18 protein-coding genes are annotated in these 18,278 nt (G+C 73.9%); 9 read left to right on the top strand and 9 right to left on the bottom strand.

Annotation, left to right across the window (positions count from 1 at the left end):
* Nucleotides 1-59: 59 nt before the first annotated feature.
* Entirely contained in the window at nucleotides 60-845 is a 786-nt protein-coding gene (locus AB0O21_RS07440) for a 3-hydroxybutyrate dehydrogenase (RefSeq protein ID WP_365167396.1), read from the top strand.
* 10 nt (nucleotides 846-855) lie between these two features.
* On the opposite strand, the gene AB0O21_RS07435 is transcribed toward AB0O21_RS07440, so the two are convergent.
* The 5 genes from AB0O21_RS07435 to AB0O21_RS07415 form a co-directional block, all read right to left on the bottom strand.
* A complete protein-coding gene (locus AB0O21_RS07435; RefSeq protein WP_365167394.1) occupies nucleotides 856-978 on the bottom strand; it encodes a hypothetical protein in 123 nt (40 codons plus the stop codon).
* An 84-nt stretch (nucleotides 979-1,062) separates the two neighbouring features.
* Complete coding sequence (locus AB0O21_RS07430) at nucleotides 1,063-1,947, bottom strand: AraC family transcriptional regulator (RefSeq protein WP_365167392.1); 885 nt, start codon at nucleotides 1,945-1,947, stop codon at nucleotides 1,063-1,065.
* Nucleotides 1,948-1,963: 16 nt separating this feature from the next.
* Nucleotides 1,964-4,015, bottom strand: a complete 2,052-nt coding sequence (locus AB0O21_RS07425; protein ID WP_365167390.1) for a protein kinase — start codon at nucleotides 4,013-4,015, stop codon at nucleotides 1,964-1,966.
* Nucleotides 4,016-4,124: 109 nt separating this feature from the next.
* Entirely contained in the window at nucleotides 4,125-4,676 is a 552-nt protein-coding gene (locus AB0O21_RS07420) for a hypothetical protein (RefSeq protein WP_365167388.1), read from the bottom strand.
* A gap of 65 nt (nucleotides 4,677-4,741) precedes the next feature.
* Entirely contained in the window at nucleotides 4,742-5,806 is a 1,065-nt protein-coding gene (locus AB0O21_RS07415) for a hypothetical protein (RefSeq protein ID WP_365167385.1), read from the bottom strand.
* 358 nt (nucleotides 5,807-6,164) lie between these two features.
* Between AB0O21_RS07415 and AB0O21_RS07410 the strand changes: the two genes are divergently transcribed.
* The 8 genes from AB0O21_RS07410 to AB0O21_RS07375 all read left to right on the top strand — a co-directional run bounded on the left by AB0O21_RS07410 (nucleotide 6,165) and on the right by AB0O21_RS07375 (nucleotide 13,105).
* Complete coding sequence (locus AB0O21_RS07410; protein ID WP_365167383.1) at nucleotides 6,165-6,992, top strand: CAP domain-containing protein; 828 nt, start codon at nucleotides 6,165-6,167, stop codon at nucleotides 6,990-6,992.
* Between the two features lie 173 nt (nucleotides 6,993-7,165).
* A complete protein-coding gene (locus AB0O21_RS07405; protein ID WP_365167380.1) occupies nucleotides 7,166-7,723 on the top strand; it encodes a hypothetical protein in 558 nt (185 codons plus the stop codon).
* 305 nt (nucleotides 7,724-8,028) lie between these two features.
* On the top strand, nucleotides 8,029-8,742 hold the full coding sequence (locus AB0O21_RS07400; protein ID WP_365167378.1) for a thioredoxin family protein: 714 nt from the start codon (nucleotides 8,029-8,031) through the stop codon (nucleotides 8,740-8,742).
* Nucleotides 8,739-9,362: a TlpA disulfide reductase family protein gene (locus tag AB0O21_RS07395; RefSeq protein ID WP_365167376.1), complete on the top strand. Its 624-nt coding sequence runs from the start codon at nucleotides 8,739-8,741 to the stop codon at nucleotides 9,360-9,362. Before AB0O21_RS07400 ends, AB0O21_RS07395 begins: the two co-directional genes overlap by 4 nt.
* Complete coding sequence (locus AB0O21_RS07390; protein ID WP_365167374.1) at nucleotides 9,359-10,141, top strand: cytochrome c biogenesis protein CcdA; 783 nt, start codon at nucleotides 9,359-9,361, stop codon at nucleotides 10,139-10,141. Before AB0O21_RS07395 ends, AB0O21_RS07390 begins: the two co-directional genes overlap by 4 nt.
* Before the next feature lie 220 nt (nucleotides 10,142-10,361).
* The gene (locus AB0O21_RS07385; protein WP_365167371.1) at nucleotides 10,362-10,925 is read left to right on the top strand and encodes a hypothetical protein; all 564 of its coding nucleotides are present in this window, start codon (nucleotides 10,362-10,364) and stop codon (nucleotides 10,923-10,925) included.
* Nucleotides 10,926-10,952: 27 nt separating this feature from the next.
* Nucleotides 10,953-11,684, top strand: coding sequence for a response regulator transcription factor (locus tag AB0O21_RS07380; protein ID WP_365167368.1), 732 nt, complete (start codon nucleotides 10,953-10,955; stop codon nucleotides 11,682-11,684).
* Complete coding sequence (locus AB0O21_RS07375; protein ID WP_365167366.1) at nucleotides 11,681-13,105, top strand: ATP-binding protein; 1,425 nt, start codon at nucleotides 11,681-11,683, stop codon at nucleotides 13,103-13,105. The genes AB0O21_RS07380 and AB0O21_RS07375 overlap by 4 nt, the downstream gene beginning before the upstream one ends.
* Nucleotides 13,106-13,123: 18 nt before the next feature.
* Here AB0O21_RS07375 and AB0O21_RS07370 read toward each other — a convergent pair whose 3' ends face one another.
* From AB0O21_RS07370 to AB0O21_RS07355, 4 genes are all read right to left on the bottom strand, one after another.
* Entirely contained in the window at nucleotides 13,124-13,843 is a 720-nt protein-coding gene (locus tag AB0O21_RS07370; RefSeq protein ID WP_365167363.1) for an LmeA family phospholipid-binding protein, read from the bottom strand.
* Complete coding sequence (locus AB0O21_RS07365; RefSeq protein WP_365167361.1) at nucleotides 13,840-16,071, bottom strand: MMPL family transporter; 2,232 nt, start codon at nucleotides 16,069-16,071, stop codon at nucleotides 13,840-13,842. The genes AB0O21_RS07370 and AB0O21_RS07365 overlap by 4 nt, the downstream gene beginning before the upstream one ends.
* 100 nt (nucleotides 16,072-16,171) lie before the next feature.
* Nucleotides 16,172-17,560, bottom strand: coding sequence for a HAMP domain-containing sensor histidine kinase (locus AB0O21_RS07360; protein WP_365167359.1), 1,389 nt, complete (start codon nucleotides 17,558-17,560; stop codon nucleotides 16,172-16,174).
* Entirely contained in the window at nucleotides 17,557-18,243 is a 687-nt protein-coding gene (locus AB0O21_RS07355) for a response regulator transcription factor (protein ID WP_365167357.1), read from the bottom strand. Before AB0O21_RS07355 ends, AB0O21_RS07360 begins: the two co-directional genes overlap by 4 nt.
* Nucleotides 18,244-18,278: the final 35 nt, after the last annotated feature.

The following is an 18,278-nucleotide window of genomic DNA, read 5'->3' as shown; positions in this document are numbered from 1 at the left end:
ACGACTGTGGAGGCCGGACACATGGGGCCGGTGCCCGCACGTCACGCATGATTCCCGGCATGACTAGCGGAATCACACCCCCGTCCGACGGAACCGCAGGTGTCGACCTCTCGGGCCGCACCGCCATGGTGACGGGCGCCGGCAGCGGGATCGGCCGGGCCTGCGCCCAGGCGCTCGCCGCCGCCGGCGCGCTCGTCCACGTGGTCGACCTCGACGCCGCGGCGGCCACCTCGGTCGCCGAGGCGGTCGGCGGGCGCGCCCACGTGGTGGACCTCGCCGACGGCCGGCTCGTGGCGGAGCTGCCCACCGCGATCGACATCCTGGTCAACAACGCGGGACTGCAGCACGTCGCGCCCCTCGCCGACTTCCCCGTGGAGCGGTTCGAACTCCTCCAACGGGTGATGGTCCAGGCCCCGTTCCTCCTCATCCGCCAGTGCCTGCCGCACATGTACGCACGCGGCTGGGGCCGGATCGTGAACGTCTCCAGCGTGCACGGCCTGCGCGCCAGCGCCTTCAAGGCCGGATACGTGACCGCCAAGCACGCCCTCGAAGGCCTGAGCAAGGTCACGGCCCTCGAAGGGGCCCCGCACGGAGTCACCAGCAACTGCGTCAACCCCGGCTATGTCCGCACACCCCTCGTGGAACGGCAGATCGCCGCCCAGGCCGCCGCCCATGGCATCGACCCGGAGCAGGTGGTCGGTGAGGTGATGCTCAGCCGCTCCGCGGTCAAGCGGCTGATCGAACCGGAGGAGGTCGCCGGCGCCGCCGTATGGCTCTGCGGCCCGCACACCGGCTACATCACCGGCGCCTCCCTCCCCGTCGACGGGGGATGGAGCGCCGCCTGACCACGCGGCGTCAGCGGCCGCTCGTGTCACCGCCCTCGCGACGCCTGCGGCGGCTTCGGCCGAGGGCCGCCGCCAAACCGATCAAGCCGCCCGTGATCGCACCGGACACGAGGATGCGCAGCAGGTCTTCCATCGAGTTCTCCGCTCCTGATCGACTACGAACGGGGACACTAGCGGCGCGCGGGCGGCCTGGCTTGGACAAATTTGCGCTCGCCCCTCACAGGGCGAGGGCTCCCTCCGCCACGCGGGCGGTGGCCATCCGGCCGGGGGTGGTGCCGGCCAGTGCGCGGAACTCGCGGTTGAGGTGGGCCTGGTCGTAGAAGCCGCAGGCGGCGGTCACCCGGGTGGGAGTCGCGTCCTCGCGCGTGAGGAGCCGCACGGCCCGGTGGAAGCGCAGCACCCGGGCGGACATCTTGGGCGTCAGGCCGACCTGTTCGGTGAAGCGGCGGACCAAGTGGCCCTGGCTCCAGCCCACTTCGGCCGCGATCCGGGCGACCGGGAGGTTCCCGTGGGCGTCGGACAGCAGCCGCCAGGCGTGGCCCACCTCGGGGGCCGGGAGCGGCCCGCGTGCGAGCCTGGCCGACAGGGCGATGTCCAGCAGGTCGAACCGCGCGGCCCAGTCACGGGTGGCCGCCAGTTGCTCCACCAGCACACCGGCCTCCGGACCGAGGACGTCGCAGAGCTCGACCACCCGGTTGGTCAGCTCGCCCATCGGCACGGCGAACAGCCGATAGGCCCCCAGCGGGGTCAACTCCAGCCGGATCGCCTCCTGGCCGCCGGGATGGTCGCACACCCGGGACCCGTCCTCCAGCCCCGCGACCAGCGAGCCGGTCACCTGGCTGAAGGCCGGGCCCGCGTCGCCCAGCCGGCGGATCTGGGCGAACGGCTCACCCAGGCTGATCACCACGACGGCCCGACCGGTGGGGACCAGCCGCACCCGGTAGGGCGTGGCCGCCGCATCCCAGTAGCCGGCGTAGCTGTGCAGGATCGGCCGCAACTGTGCGGGCCACGGCCGGGTCACCCGCCACCGGGCACCCACCCGCGTCACGCGGACCGCGCGGTCCCCCTGCCCGGCGATGGCGGTCCGTCCGGCCACCGACACGTCCCCCTCCCCGCTCTCAGCGCCAGGAGGGGTGGCCCTCGACGGAGGTGCCCGCGCCGAGTTGGCGTTCGCCGGTCCCGTCCGCGCGTACGGCCCAGATCACCGTCTTCTCGTACGGGCCGCGGACGAAGGCCAGCCAGGCGCCGTCGGCGGACCAGGCGGGATCCATCTCGTGGGCCGCGCCGGCCACCAGCCCCCGGTCGTCGGTGCCGTCCGCGTCCACGAGGCGGATGTCGCCCTGGGTGCCGCTGCCGTAGGTCCCCGCGGTGTACGCGAAGGCCGCGCCGTCCGGGGACCACACCGGGTCGAGCGCCGGGTGGGGCAGCCGGGTCACCTGCTGGGGGGCGCGGCCCGGGGCGGCGGGGTCGACCAGGTGGATCTGCCAGTTCTCGGGCTCGGTCTGCAGGCACACCGCGATGCGCTTGCCGTCCGGCGACCACGCGGGGTCCTCGACCTGGCCCGCGCCCGAGGTGAGCTGGACGGCCGAGCCGTCGGCGACGGTCACCACGAACAGCTGCTGTACGCCGTCCTTCTTGCGGAGCACGGCGAGCCGGGTGCCGTCCGGCGACCAGGACACCCTGCCGCCGGCGATGGAGGCGACCCGCCGCGTGTTCGAGCCGTCGGCGTTGGCGGTCCAGACGGCGTGGCCCTCGGGCGTGGTGCGGGTGAACGCGAAGGACCTGTGGTCGGGGGACCATTGGGGCAGGCTGTCGCACGCGTCCGCTGCCACGAGCCGCACGGGCTTGTCCGTTCCGGCGTCCTGGCGGGCGATGGTGCTGAGGCAGGTGCCGGGCCGGCCCGAGGCGAGGTCCTGCCGGATCAGCAGGGGTCCGGTCGGGAACGGAGCGGGGCCCGGGGCGGAGGCGGACCCGGTGGGTCCCGTGCCGCCGGACTTGCCGCCGCCATCGGCCGATCCCGTCCAGGGATGCCACACGAGCAGCCCGATGGTCGCCAGGGAGGCCACGACGGCCGCCGCCACCACCGCGGTGCGCCGTCGGCGCCGCTCGCCGGAGGGCTGCGACGCCCCGCCGGGCTGCGGCGACTCGGCGGGTACGGGGAGGAGCGGCGTGGCGGGCCCCGTCACCGTGCGCCACTGTTCCGTACGGGGCTCCGCGCCGACGGGGGCGGGGGTGTCCGGTGCGGTCTCGGGCGCAGAGTCATGCGCAGAGCCATGCGCAGAGGCCGGCGCGGCGGGCGGCGCCGCCGGCTCCTCGCGGGGAAGCAGTTGGGACGCCTCGTCCGGCAGCCAGCCGCCACCGGCCGGGTGGCGGACGGTCAGGCCGGCCAGCAGGGCGGCGGGGGTGGGCCGGGCGGCCGGGTCCTTGGACAGGCAGGCGCCGATGGCTTCGCGGAGTTCGACGGGGACGGCGGTCAGGTCCGGCTGCTCGTGGACGACCTTGTAGTGCCGGGCCGCGGACGGGCCGTCGCCGAAGGGCGTGCCGCCCGCGGCCTGGGTCAGCACCACCCCCAGAGCGAACATGTCGACCGCGGGGGTCACGGCGCCGCCCATCAGCTGCTCGGGCGCCAGGAACCCCGGCGTGCCGACCTGCAGCCCGGTCTGCGTCAGGGCCGTACCGTCCAGAGCCCGCGCGATGCCGAAGTCGATGACGCGCGGCCCGTCCTCCGCGACGATGATGTTGGCGGGCTTGAGGTCGCGGTGGATGACCCCGGCCCGGTGGATCGCCTCCAGCGCCTCGGCCAGGCCCGCCGCCAAGACGGTGAGCGTGTCCAGCGGCAGCGCTCCCACGCGCGCGAGCACCGCTTGCAGGGTGGGGCCGGGTACGAAGGCGGTCACCAGCCACGCCGGGTCCCCGTCGGGATCGGCGTCGACCACCGGAGCGGTGTGGAAGCCGCCGACCCGCCGCGAGGCCGCCACCTCGTCGGCGAACCTGCGCTTGAAGCCGGGCTCGTTGCTCAGCTCGGGACGTACGACCTTGACGGCCACGGCGCGGCCCGACTGGGACCGGCCCAGGTAGACCACTCCCATGCCCCCCTGGCCGAGCCTTCCTACCAGTCGGTAGCGGCCCTCGCCGACCGAGGTGGGATCGCCCGCTTCGAGCGGCTTCATGGGTCCCCCGTTTCACACCTTGTGCAATGAACAGCCTCTCCTTACCCGCCGCGTCGTGTACCAGTCAAGCCGAGGCCTCGGTGAGCCTCGGGGCAGTGGCGGCGAACCCTCAGGGCGTGCGCCAGCGCGCGGAGGTCCGGCTGGTCGCCTTCCACAGCTCGGGACCCCCGGCAGGGGCGGGCCACACCTGGATCAGGTACTCCTCGACGGGATCGCCCGCCATGCGCGGGTCGCCGTCGTCGCGGTTCCTGCCGTGGACGCGGATCCGGTAGTCACCGGGGCCGGGAAGGTCCAGCCGGCCGGCCGGGTCCACTTCCGTTCCGGTCGTCGCGAAGTCGATGAACGCGGAATCCCACGAGACGGGCACCTCGGCGACGTCCTGCCACCCGTCCACGGCCAAGGGCGGGGTCTCATCCCAGAGCTGGGCGGTGACGGCGACGCGGCCGATCTCCTGCCCGCACAGGATGCGGGCGCTGCCGTCGTCCGGGTCGGCCTCGACCAGTCCGTTCAGCGCCCACTCGGGTTCGAACTCGGCCACGAGGTCCTCCCCCGTGAGGTCGATGGTGCCGGCGTCGACGTGAACGGTGCGGGTGGTGGTGTGCTGCGGGGCGGGCATGCGGGGTTTCCCCTCGGAGTCGAAGCGGAACGGGGCCGCACCCATGGTGGGTGCGGCCCCTGCTCTCGTGTGGCCGGTTCGGCGGAAGTGCCGGCCTACGGCGGGCGCGATCAGTCGCTGCCGCAGCCCACCGGTCCCATCGCCTGGGGCGGTGCCACAGCACCAGCGGCCTTGAGGACACGGACGTAGAACGCGTCGCCCTCCAGGACCCGCTGACCGTTCAGCGACGCCTTGCGCAGGCTGCCCTCACGGGAGTTGTCGCCCCCGTCGAGGAAGTGGCACGAGTAGTCGGGGTTCCGGCTGGCCCCCTCCAGCGACTGGGCGAAGGGGTACTCGTCACACGCCAGCCCGCTGCCCGGCGGAGGCCGCGGCACGCCGCGGCCGCAGGCCACGTCACGGTTCGCGTCGATGATCGTCTCGTCGAAGGTGCGGTGCAGGGCGTACCGGGTACCCGGCTTCCCCCACGGCTGGTCCAGGTTCCGCTGTGCCCAGTCGACGTGCCAGGCCACCGCGTCGACCCTGGGGTTGGCGGTGTCCAGCACCCAAACGGCCGCGACGTCCGGGTAGACACAGCCGCCGGTCGCCACGGGTGTGATCCGGGGGGTGCTGTCGCAGCGCGGCCGGAAGGTCTCGCCGATGAGCGCACTGCCCTCGTCGTGACGGGGAGCGTCCAGGGTGGCGTACGGCCGGATGCTGTCGCTGACCAGGTCGCGGCCCGGCGACGAGACCGTGAACTCGTACGTTCGGGTCTGGTTCGGGAAGAGGAACTGCTCACCCGACTCGTCCACTTGGCAGTGGTTGCAGTCGAAGCCGACCCGGCCGTTGGTCAGCCAGCCCGCCCATGAGGACGGGTCCGTCAGCCGCAGCTCCACCTTGTACTTCGACTCGTAGCGATTGCGCGGGTTGAGGGTGGACGTGACCTTGGAGTGCAGGTTCGCCGTCCCGGCGGGTGTCCCGTTGATCGTGTAGACCACCGGTATCTTCACGTTCGAGCACGATTCGGTCCGGGTGAGCCGGATGAACCCTTCGGCGCAGTCGACCGCCTGGGCGCCGACGCCGCCTTCGTTCTCGTCTTCCTTGAGGGTCGTCGCCCTTTCCGGAGTTCCCAGCTTGATCGCGAGCTGACCCGGTCCAGAGTCGCTCGGTTCGGGCGCGGCGCCCGCAGGCGTGGCCACTGCCAGTGAGATCAGCAGGGCCGTGCCGAGTGCTGCGACTGCCGCGCGTGTCCTGCTTAACGGTCCTTTACCCATGCGGGTGAGTCCTTCGTCAGTCGAACGGATGGACCCGTGCATGCTGAAACGTTCGGCGGCGGGCGGTCAACAGGTTGTTGAGATCTACCGGACGTCCTCACGCAAACCACCCGACCCGTACGCATATCCCTCACGGTCGGGGGAGGGCGCCGCCTCCTTCCTGTGCCGATCCTGCGGGCTTCCTTAAGGGACCTTGAAGAACGCCTCCGAGAGGCTCTTTTGGCTGGTCACCGCCCTAGGCTCGGGCGGACCCGTCCCCCTCTCTCTGTGAGGTGCTACAGGCATGAGCCCCAGCCGAACTCCCGGAACACCGTCCCGTGTCGAGGTACGACGGAAGAAGAAGACGCGCACCCGCATCGTGCTGTCCCTCACCGCGGCGGCCGCCGTGGTGGCGGTCGGGGTCGCGGTGGCCGATTCCGACGGCGGAGCGCGCGTGGACCAACGGGCCGACGGTACGGCGGGCTCCGGCAAGGAGGAGTCGACGGCCACCCCCTCGCCCGCCCTCCCCACGCTCGGCGCCGACGCCGCTTCGGCGACGGGCGCGATGCCGTCGGCGACGCCCGGCGGGGACGCCACGGGATCCGCTACTCCCACGAAGTCCGCGGCACAGCAGGGCAACCCGGCCGGCCAGGCGTCCACCCAGCCCGCCAAGCCCGCGCGGACACCCGCGACGGCCGGCGGCGGCTCCGGCAGCTCCGGCGGTTCGTCCGGCGGCTCCTCGGGCGGATCCGCGAGCGAGTCCGCGGTCCTCGCCCTGGTCAACAAGGAGCGGGCCGCGGCGGGCTGCGGTCCCTTGGCCGCGCACGACAAGCTGAGCGCGGCGGCACGGGCGTACAGCGACACCATGGCCCGCAGCGGTGTCATGTCCCACACCGGACCCGACGGATCCACCATGACCACCCGGGTGGAAGCCGCCGGATACGGGTGGTCCCGACTCGGCGAGAACATAGCCCGCGGCCAGGCGGACGCCGACGCGGTCATGAAGGCCTGGATGAACAGCTCCGGCCACCGGGCCAACATCCTCAACTGCTCCTTCAAGGAGATCGGCATAGGCGTCCACAAGGGCGACGGCGGCCCCTGGTGGACGCAGGACTTCGGAACGCCGAAGTAGCCGAAGCAGCGGCCCCCGCCGTCGCTCCCGCCCCGGCCGCCCGGCGGCACACGTCCTCCGACCCGCACGCGGGCCAGGAGGACGTCGGCGTTCGCCCGCGGACCAGGGGCCGGCCGCGGCCGTTCCGGGGGAGGTGGTCAGGAGTGGCCCGGCGCGTCGGCCACTATGGGGCCGTGCCTCCCATCCCGCGCTACCTGCTCATATGGCTGTCGTGCACGGCCGCCAGCGTGACCGCCGTGCTCGGCACGGTCCAGTTCGTGGTCGGTTCGACCAGGCATACGCCTCCGGTGGCGCGGTCCGCCCCGATGGTCTTCGATTCGCCGCCCGCGTGGCAGGCGGGGCAGGGCGCGCCGCCGAGCCCGCAGTCCCCGAGCGCGTCCCCCAGCGCCTCGCCCGCCGAGACCGGGCGACCGTCCCCCTCCGCTTCGGCGTCCAGCCCCAAGGCCTCGACGGGAACACCCCGCACGACGGCGCCGAAGCCCGCCGTCGACTGCGAGGGCGGTCCGGGCCTGCACACCGTCCCCTCGCAGGGCGGCAAGGTGACGGTCCGGTACGGGAGCGGCGGCGTCTGCCTGATCTCCGCGGTGCCCGGCCGGGGCTTCAAGACCACCACGTCGCAGACCGCGGACGACACCCTGACGGTCACGTTCACCAGCTCGGACCACCGCTCGGTCATCACGGCGACGATCGACCCGGTGGCGAAGGCCACCGTGCGGGAGAGCTCGCTCTGAGGACCCGGGCGCTGCGGGCGGTTCACACCACTCGCACCCCTGCTCCGCTTTGGGGTGCTTCACCTCCCGTATGCGCTCATCGCCCGGGTACCGGCGAAGCGGAACGTGAGCTGTTCCTTAGGGGAACCTGAAGATCGCGCTCACGCGGTTCCGGCGGCCCGGCGCGGTCCTATGCTCGCGTCAGCCGAGCGGCCCTCGGCGCCCGGGCCTGATGCCCCGGCGCCCCGTCGGACCGCCGGCTTCACCGATCCGGAAGGCGTCCCGCCCTTCCCGGAACCCGAACCGCGCCCTGGGGTGTCCTCGCCATGACTTCACGCATACTCCGACCCGTCCGACTGCCGCTCATCGCCGCGGCCGTGGTCGCGGCCGGCCTGACCACGGCCTGCGGGCCGTCCTCCCAGCCCGTCGGCGCCGCCTCCGCCTCCGCTGCGGGACAGCCGTCCGCGACCCTCCCCGCCGGCATGGAGTCCGCGTCCCCGTCCACCGAGGCCTCCCCGACCGCCCCGGCCTCTCCGTCGGCGTCCGCCGGCAGCCCGTCCGCCTCCTCGCCGGCCCCCTCGCGAACCCAGACGGCCTCGGCCGCGCCCAAACCGTCCCGTACGTCCGCCGCGCCCGCCCCGGCGCGGATCCCCGGGCCCGGCTACGACAGTTCGGCCGATGCGCAGAAGCTGATCGACGCGGCGCTGAGCGCGGCCAAGGCCGACGGCAGGATGGTGCTGCTCGACTTCGGCGCCAACTGGTGCGGCAACTGCAAGGCGGCCGACAAGGTGTTCGCGCAGCCGCAGACCGCGGCGATCCTCGGAGCCTCGTACCACCTCGTCAAGGTCGACATCGGCGGCAACGGCTCCGCCAACTCCGCGCTCCTGCGCAAGTACAGCCCCTCGGGCGGCAGTTACAAGATGCCCGTCCTGATCGTTGTCACGCCGTCCGGTACGGTGCGCACCGACACCCACGCCACCGGGAACCCCTCCCTGACCTCGGAGGGGATCAACTCCTTCCTGCGTCAGTGGGCGTCATGAGACGACCGGTTCCGCGGCCCGCCGCCCTCGCCTGCGCCGCTCTCGTGGTCGCGGCCGGCGGCTGCGTCTTCGCGGCCTCGGGCGGCGCGGGCGCGCACGGCGGCGACGGCGGCCCTTCGGCCGGGCCTGCGGGCGTCGCCGTCCGGGCCGCGGCCGAGGCCGCGGTCGTGGAGCCCGGCGCCCGGCCGGCCGCGCCCGCGCTGGCGGGCGAGGACCTGGACGGGCAGCCGGTCGGCCTCGACGGGTTCCGGGGGCAGGTCGTCGTGCTCAACGTGTGGGGGTCGTGGTGCGGACCCTGCCGGGCCGAGGCCGACGATCTCGCGCGGCTCAGCGAACGCACCCGGGCGGACGGGGTCCGGTTCCTCGGGATCAACACCCGCGACCGGGACCGCGCGGCCGCGCAGTCCTTCGTACGCGCCCACGGCATCGGCTTCCCCAGCCTCCACGACCCGGCCGGCGAGCTCCTGCTCCGCTTCCCTCCCGCGCTCCTCAACCCGCAGACGATCCCGTCCACCCTCGTGATCGACCGTCGCGGACGCGTCGCCGTCAGCATCGGGGGCGCGGTCACCGACCAGGAGCTGGGGCCCCTGCTGGCGCGTGTGGTGGAGGAAGGGCCATGACGCCGCACACGGGCGTGACGCTCCTCGCCGCGGACGCCCCGTCCCTGCTCCAGGGGGCGCTGGCCGTCGCCGCTCCCGTGGCCTTCTTCGCGGGCCTCGTCTCCTTCCTGTCGCCGTGCGTACTGCCGCTCGTACCCGGCTATCTCAGCTACGTGACCAGCCTGTCGGTCTCCGACCTGGCCGACGCCCGCGGCGGGCGACGCGGGCGCATGGCCGCCGGCGCGCTGCTGTTCGTCCTGGGTTTCACGGCGGTCCTGGTCTCCGGAGGCGCCCTGTTCGGCTACTTCGGCCGCACCCTGCTGGCGCACCAGGAGGTGGTCACCCAGGTGCTCGGCGGCTTCACCGCGCTGATGGGGCTGTCCTTCATGGGCTTCCTGCCGGGCTTCACGCAGCGGGAGTTCCGCAGCCACCGGCGGCCGGTGCTCGGCCTGGCGGGCGCGCCCTTGCTGGGGGCGGTGTTCGCGGTCGGATGGACCCCGTGCATCGGCCCGACGCTGGCCGCCGTACAGGCGCTCGCCTGGAGCGAGGCGAGCGCGGCGCGCGGAGCCCTGCTGATGGCGGCGTACTGCCTCGGGCTGGGACTGCCGTTCATCCTGGCCGCGCTGGCCTTCCGGCGCGCCCTGGGCGCCTTCGGCCTCGTCAAACGCCACTACCCGTGGGTCCTGCGGATCGGCGGCGGCATGCTCGTGCTCGTCGGCGTGCTGCTGGCCACCGGCGTGTGGAACGACCTGGTGTACCGGCTGCAGTTGTGGAGCGCGGCCTTCACCACGGCTGTCTAGTGCTGTGGCCGGAAAGGTTTGCCGGGTCGCGGTGTCCGGTGCGGTGCATCGCAAGGCGGAGGGCCGCGGCTCGTACTGGACGTACTTGCGCGGTCCGACAACGCAGCGAGGTGCCGTGCCGGGCGCCGTGACCCGGTGAACCTTGCCGGTCACAGCACTAGCCCCCTGCCACCCACCCCTTTCCCAGCCTTTCCCACCCTTCCCGAGTCCAGAGGTACCGATGAACCCTTCCCCGTACGCGAGGCGTTCCCGGGCGGCGAGCGCCGCTGCCGCCCTCGTCACCGTGGCCGCGCTCGCGGCGTGCGGCCAGCAGACTGCCGAGCGCGGCGACGCCGCACCCACGACCCGCTTCACCGAGAACGGGGTCACCGTCACGCTCTCGGTGTCCGACTGGCACACCCGGAACGGCACCCTCACCGCGGTCTTCACCCCCGAGGTGGGGTTCCACCTGTACAGCACCGATCTGCCGGCCACCGGGATCGAGGGCGTAGGCCGGCCGACCGCCATCGGCGTCACCGGGGCCCTGCGGGCGGAGGGGAAGCCGGCGGCCGCGGCGGAGGTACGGACGATCAGCCTGCCCGGCGTCGACGCCCCGGTGCCCGTCTACCCGGACGGTCCCGTCACCGTCACCCTGCCCGTCAGCACGGCCGGAAGCGGGGACGCGACGGTCCTGCTCGGGTACGCGAGCTGCAGTGCGCGGGAGGGCTGCACCATCCCGGTTGCCGACCGTCCCGTGCACCTGCGCGTCACCGACGACGGCCCGGTCTTCGCCGGTGCCCGATAGGAACGATCGTTCACCTAAGGTGTGCCCATGCCCAGCGTCCTGGTCGTGGAAGACGACCCCAGCATCCGCCAGTCCCTGATCGAGGTCCTGGCGGAGCACGGGTATGCCGTACGCAGCGCCGCAGACGGGTTCGGCGCCCTGCGCGAGGTCACCCAGGTACCCGTCGACGCGGTGGTCCTCGACCTGGGGCTGCCCGATCTGGACGGAGGAGACGCACTGCGCATGATCCGGGGCATCTCCTCCGTTCCCGTACTGGTGGCCACCGCCCGCGACGACGAGACGGAAATCATCAAGCTCCTCAACGCGGGCGCCGACGACTACCTGGTCAAACCCTTCTCGGGGGGACAGCTCATCGCACGCCTCGCCGCGGTCCTGAGGCGCACCAGCCACGTTCCCCCCGTCCGGGCCGCGCACGCCGTTCAGGGGCCGCGCCCGGCGCCGGCCGCCGAACCGCTGCGCGCCACCACCGTGGGCGAGCTGGCGGTCGACCCCGGGGCCCGCACCGCCCACCTGGCGGGCCGGGAACTCCACCTCACCCGCCGGGAGTTCGACCTCCTGGCCTTCCTCGCCCAGCACACCGGCCAGGTCGTCTCCAAGCGGCGCCTGCTGACCGAGGTGTGGCGCGAGCCGTACGTGGACGACCAGACCGTCGACGTGCACCTGTCCTCCCTGCGCCGCAAGCTCGGCGAACGCGCCGCCGCCCCCCGCTACTTGCTGACCGTCCGAGGCGTCGGCATCAAGCTGGTGGCGCCGCGGTGAGACGCTCACTGGCGGGAGTGGCGCTGGCCGTGACGTCGATGGTCGCGCTCTCCTTCCTCATACCGCTGGCCGCACTGGTGATGTCACTGGTCAAGGAGCAGAGCATCACCGCGGCCGAGCAGCGGGCCGCCGCCCTGGCCCCGGTGCTGACGCTGACCACGGATCCGTCCGCGCTGCGGGAGTCCGCGGCGAGTCTGGACGCCACCGAGCACGTCGTCGTCCACCTGCCGGCCGCCCCCGCCATCGGCAGCTCCCGGGCCCCCGCGGCACTGCTCGAACGGGCCCAGCAGGGGCGCGAGTCCATCTCCCAGGAGATCCCCGGCGGCTGGATATGCCTGCAGCCGGTGGTGCTGCCCGGCGACCGGGTCGCCGTCATCGAGAACTTCGTCCCCGATCGGGAGCTGACCCGAGGGGTCAAGGCTTCCTGGGCCGTCATGCTGCTCCTCGCGGTGGGTCTGATCGGCGGCTCCGTGCTGGTCGCCGACCGGCTCGGCGCGAAGGTCGTCAGGTCCTCCAAACGACTCGCCCGCGCTTCCCACGCGCTGGGCCGGGGCGATCTCGAAGCCAGGGTCGAGCCCATGGGACCCAGGGAACTGCGCGACGCGGGCATCGCGTTCAACGCCATGGCCCACCGGATGACCGAACTGCTCGCCGTCGAACGCGAACTGGTCGCCGACCTGTCCCACCGGTTGCGGACCCCGCTGACCGCCCTGCACCTGGCGTCGGAGCGGATGGCGGGCTCGCCGGAGTCGGCCAGGGTGGAGGCGGCGGTGTGCGCGTTGGAGACCGAACTCCAGGCCATCATCACCGCGGCGCGCACCCCGCTCGCCGTGGGCCCGATGGGCCAGGGCCTGCTCGGCACGGATACGGATACGGATACGGACACGGGCGCCGGCCATCAGGCCAGGAGCGCGGCAGCGCCCGCCGGATCCCGCTGCGAGGCGGCCGATGTCGTCAGCCGCCGGACCGCGTTCTGGGCGGTCCTGGCGGAGCAGCAGAGCCGGCCCTGCTCCGTCGAGGTCACTCAGGAGCCCACGCCCATCGGCCTGTCCGACGACGACCTCGCCGCCGTCGTGGACGCGCTCATCGGCAACGTCTTCCGGCACACCCCGTCCGGCACCCCGTTCGACGTCCGTGTCGTCCGCACCGCCCTGGCCGTCGAGCTGGTCGTGGAGGACGCCGGTCCGGGCATCCCCGAACCGGACCGGGCCCTCTCCCGCGGCAGCAGCACCGGGTCGTCGGGGCTCGGCCTCGACATCGCCCGCAGGGCCGCGGCCGTCACCGGAGGCTCGACGCACATCACCCGCGGCCCCCGTGGCGGCGCGCGCATCACCGTGACCTTCGCACTCGCCCCGCTCCCGCCCTCCGGGCGCGGGCCCCGAACCTCCCGGCGGCGTGCGGGATGGCCGCGCGGCCGGTGAGCGGATCCGCCTCCCGCGTCACACGCCGGGCAGGGGGCTCGGGCCGCCCGTCAGCGCGATCTGCACACCGTCCGCCTGGACCCGTACGGACGTGGCCTCGAGCCCGAGCGGGTAGTCCTTCGGCACACCAGCCCGCGACCCGAGGGCACCGTCGGCCAACCCGAGCCGGTCGGCGGGAACGGAGCGGCCGAACAGGGTGAGGCCGTCGACGGCGAGGGTGACCTTCCCGTCGGCGAGGACCGGACGCAGCGTCAGCTGCCCGACGCCGCCCGGGCCGACGGCGGCGAGGACGGTTCCCCGTTCCGGGTCGGTGGTGACCGCGGCCACCGGTACGGAGGGAGCGGCCTCGCGGATCGCGGCGGCGATGGACCGCGTGGAGGCGGTCACCCGGGCGTGGGTGCCGCCGACGGTGGCCCTTTCGCCGAGGCGGACGTCGTCCAGCCGCGCCTGGACGCGGACATCGGTGAGGCGCCCGACGCGGGCGTCCTCGGTGCTCACGTCGAGCCGTGGGATGTTCCCGCGCGCCAGGTCCCACAGGGCCCAGCCGTCTCCCACGCCGACCGCCACGCCGTCGCCGAGGGCCGGGGCCGCCGCCGCGACGCGGTCGCGGATCACCCCGCGGGCGGCGAACTCGGCGACGCCCGTGGCGAGGACGGCTGCCAGGAGCACCGAGGCGGTCACCGTGAGGACGAGGTGGCGGCGCATGACCGCCCGGGATTTCGTCAGGAGCTGCTTCACCGGTGCCCTCCACCGGTCGGCGCGAGGTCGGGTTCGGGAAGGCCGGCCGGTGCGGCGCCGGGCCCTTCCGGGTCGAAATGGGGGAGGAGCCGGTCCAGCCAACCGGGGAGCCACCAGTTGGCGCGCCCGAACAGGTACATGGACGAGGGGACCAGCAGCAGCCGGACCACGGTGGCGTCGATGACCACGCTGACGCCGAGCCCGAGGGCGAGCATCTTCACGGCGACGTTCGTGGACAGCAGGAACGCCAGGAAGACACTGGTCATGATCAGTGCCGCACAGGAGATGACGCGGGCCGTGGCGGCGAGGCCGGTGGCGACGGCCAGGTGGTTGTCCCGGCGGTGCAGCCACGTCTCGCGGATCCGGGAGAGCAGGAAGACCTCGTAGTCCATGGAGAGTCCGAAGACGATCGCGAACATCATCATCGGCACGTACGACTCGACGGGCACCTTCTCGGTGACCCCGAACAGCGAGCTGCCCCACCCCCACTGGAAGACCGCGACGACCACGCCGTACGCGGCGGCGATGGAGAACAGGTTGAGCACCGCGGCCTTGAGCGCGACCAGCGGGCTGCGGAAGACCGCGAGCAGCAGCAGGAACGCGGCCGCCACGACCACCCCGATGATCAGGGGCAGTTTGGCCGTGAGCGTGTCGGTGAAGGTCTGGGTGGCGGCGGTGGTGCCGGTGAGGTAGCCGGTGGCGCCCGTACCGGCCAGGGCCCGCGGCACCGTGTCGTCCTCCAGCGTGTGGATCAGGTCCGCACTGGCCCGGTCCTGCGGGCCCGTGGCCGGGGTCACCGTGGTGATGAGCAGGACGTGGTCGGGGCTGGCGGCCGGCGGCGTCACGGAGGCGACGCCCGGCACGGCGGCCAGCGCCTTCTGGAGCGAATCGGCCAGGGCCTGGCGCTCGGTCCCGTCGGCGACCTGCCGGCTGTCGAGCTGGGTGACGACCGTGATCGGGCCGTTGGCGCCGGGCCCGAAGCCCTCGGTGATCAGGTCGTAGGCGCGGCGGTCCGTCCGGCTGGTGGGCTGGGCCCCGGCATCGACGTGTCCCAGGTGCATGGACGCGACGGGCAGGGACAGGACGCCGAGTAGGAGCAGGCCGCTGACCAGGAACAGCCAGGGGCGCCTGCTGACCCTGAGGGCCCAGCGGTGCCAGACGTCCGACGCGCCGGTGGGTTCGGCGACCGGCGTACGCACGTGGAACCGGTCGATGCGGCGGCCGAGCAGGCCCAGCAGCGCGGGCGTCAGCGTCACGGACGCGGCCGCGGCCACGAGGACACCGATCCCGGCCGCGACGCCGAGGGCGCCGATGAAGCCCACGCCGGAGACGCAGAGGCCGCCCAGGGCCATGGCGACCGTGGCGCCGGCGACCAGCACGGCACGGCCGCTGGTGGCGACCGTACGGCCGACCGCCTCGGCGGGTTCCGTCCCCGCGTGCAGCAGGGCCCGGTAGCGGGTGGCCAGGAAGAGCGCGTAGTCGATGCCGACCCCGAGACCCATCATCGCGGCCAGCGTCGGGGCCGCCTGGGCGAAGTCGAAGTGCCCGGCGAGCAGCCCCAGACCGGCCAGGCTGACCGCCAGGCCGATCACGGCCGTCAGCAGCGGCAGACCGGTGGCGGCGACGCTGCCGAAGCCGATCAGCAGCACGAGCACGGCGACGGCCAGGCCGATGGCCTCCGAGACCCGGTCGGCGGACTTGGGCGTCGCCAGCTGCCCGAGCGGGGCCCCGTACTCGACGGTGACACCGTCGGCGCGCAGCGGCTGGACGGCGGTGTCGACCTCGGCCAGGTAGGAGGGGTCGAAGGCCGCCGGGTTGCCGCTGAAGCGGACGGTCAGCTGGGCGGTGGCGCCGTCCGCGGAGACCGCCCCGGGGGTGGCGAGCGGATCGGCCACCGACACCACCTCCGGCAGCCGGGCCAGGTTGTCGACGGCCGAGCCGATCGCGGCCCGGTGGGCGGTGACCGCCCCCCGGTCCGTGGTGATCACGATGGGTGCGGCCGTGCCCCCGGCACCGCTGGTGTGGGCCTTGAGGAGGTCGGCGCCGGTCTGCGTACGGGTCCCGGGCAGGGAGAAGCTGTCCGCGAACGTGCCGCCCCACTGCTGGTTGGCCACCCCGAGACCGACGAGGAGCAGGACCCACAGGGCGACGATCCGCCAGGCGTGCCGGGCACACCAGCGCCCGCTCCAGTGGAGGAAACCGGGCTGCGCGGTGGAGGGAGAGTTCATGGGGCCTCACTCTGCGCGGCGCGGGTAAGGGCGGTGTTGGCGCATTGTTCGGGGAACGTACGGGCGACCGCGCGCCCCCGGACGGTGCGGCCGCGCCACCTCACGCGGCGTCGGGCGCCGACGGAAGGGCGACCGTGAAGCAGGCGCCGCCTTCCGGGCCGTGCCCTTCGACGCGGAGGGTGCCGCCGAGGCGGCCGGCCAGGCGGCGGGCGATGGCCAGCCCCAGGCCGCTGCCCACCGGCCGGCTGTCCCGGTAGCGCTCGTGCAGGGCGCCGTGGTCGAAGGCGACGCGCACGTCGTCGTCGGTGAGCCCGGGCCCGCCGTCGCGGACCTGGAGCGCGGCGCCGCCGTCCGCGTCCGCACGGACGGCGAGGACCAGCGGCGCGCCCTCGGGCGTGACCCGCAGGGCGTTCTGGACCAGGCCGTCGATCAGCTGCCGGACCCGGAAGGCGTCCGTGTCGACGATGACGGACCGGTCGGGCCGCTCCAGCCGCAGTTCGACACCGTGCCGTGCGCAGGGTCCGGTCCAGAAGGCGGCGGCCTCGGCGACGACCGCGCACAGGTCGGCGGGGGCCACGGCGAGCCGGAAGTCGTCCGCCTCCAGCCGGGCCAGGTCCAGCAGGTCGCCCAGGAACCGGTCCAAGCGCCGGGTCTCATCGGCGAGGATCCCGCCGACCTCGGGCAGCCGGTCCGGCTCGATCAGGCCGTCGGCGAGTGCCTCGGCGTACCCCTGCACGGCGGTCAGGGGGGTGCGCAGGTCGTGGGAGACGGACAGCAGGAACTCCCGCTGCCGGTTCTCGCTGCGCGCCAGCGCCTCGTCCAGGACGTTGAGGGCGCGCCCGATCTCCGCCGCCTCCCGGGGGCCGTCGACCGGCGCCGGCACGCCCCGTTCGCCGTCGGCGAGCCGGTGCGCGATCCGCGCGGCCTTCCCCAGCGGTCGGGCGATGCGGCGGGCCAGGAGCGCTCCGGCCAGTGCCGCGCCGAGCATGCCGATGAGCAGCGGCGCCACCACGTTGCGGCGGATCCGGTTCGTGTTCTCGGTGACGACCGCGTACGGCTCCGTCAGCACGACCGCGCCGCCGCGCACGCCGGGCCGGCCCACCAGCAGGACCTCCTGGCCGCCGAGGATGCCGGTGCTGGAGACCGGCTCCCCGGCCAGGAGGGCCGCCTTGGACGCCCGGTCCACGGCCGGGGTGGCGGTTCCGCTGACCGTGCCGTCCGGGGCGATGACCGCGAGCTGCACGCTGTTCGGCCCGCCCAGTACTTGGGCGCCGTGGAACAGCGCTTCGGACAGGGCCGGCAGCCGGCTGAGCACGGTCGCCTGACGTGCCAGTTGGTCGCGTTCTCGATCTTCCGCGCCGTGCGCCGCGGTCTGCCAGGCGACCAGCCCGGTCAGCACCACCGCGAGCGCCGCGACGACGGTGGTCAGCACCACGATGTTGCGGGCGAGGGAGCCACGACGGGGGCCGCCGGTGCGCGGGCGGTTCACGGGCCGGGGGCCGTCGCGCTGTACCCGACACCGCGGACCGTGCGGATCGGGCTCGCGTCGCCGAGCTTGGCGCGCAGCTGCGAGACGAAGACGTCGACCATCCGGGTGTCGCGGTAGCCGGGGTGCCCCCACACCTGGGCGAGCAGCTGCTCCCGGGTGAAGACCTGCCCCACGTGCTGGAGCAGGTGCGCGAGCAGATTGAACTCCGTGGCGGTGAGCTCGACCGGCTCGCCGTCGCGGCGCACGGTGCGGCTGACCGGATCCAGGCTGAGCCGGCCGACGGGCTCGGGCGGCAGGCCGGGAGGGCCCGCCGCCCGGCGCAGTACGGTCTTGACGCGGGCGACGAGCTCGCGCGGCGAGAACGGCTTGGTGAGGTAGTCGTCCGCGCCCAGCTCCAGGCCGAGGATCCGGTCGGCCTCCTCGCCGCGCGCGGTGACCAGCAGGACCGGCGTCCAGTCGCCGGCGTCCCGCAGGGCGCGGCAGAAGGAGATGCCGTCCGTGCCGGGCAGGCCGATGTCCAGCACGATCGCCACCGGGTGCATCCGCCGGGCGGCCGCGAGCCCGGCGGTCCCGTCGGCCTCGACGTGCACGCCGAAGCCCTCGCGCGCCAGGTAGAGCCTTTGCACGTCGGAGATGTGGCGCTCGTCCTCGACGATCAGCACGAGGCCCCTGGACTGCGTCATCAATGCCTCTCACGTGCGGCGGACCCCGTCGATGC

The organism is Streptomyces sp. NPDC091371 (assembly GCF_040684275.1).
GTDB lineage: Bacteria > Actinomycetota > Actinomycetes > Streptomycetales > Streptomycetaceae > Streptomyces.
The sequence above is the reverse complement of the archived record's forward strand: the minus strand, read 5'-3'. Positions and strand labels throughout refer to the sequence as shown.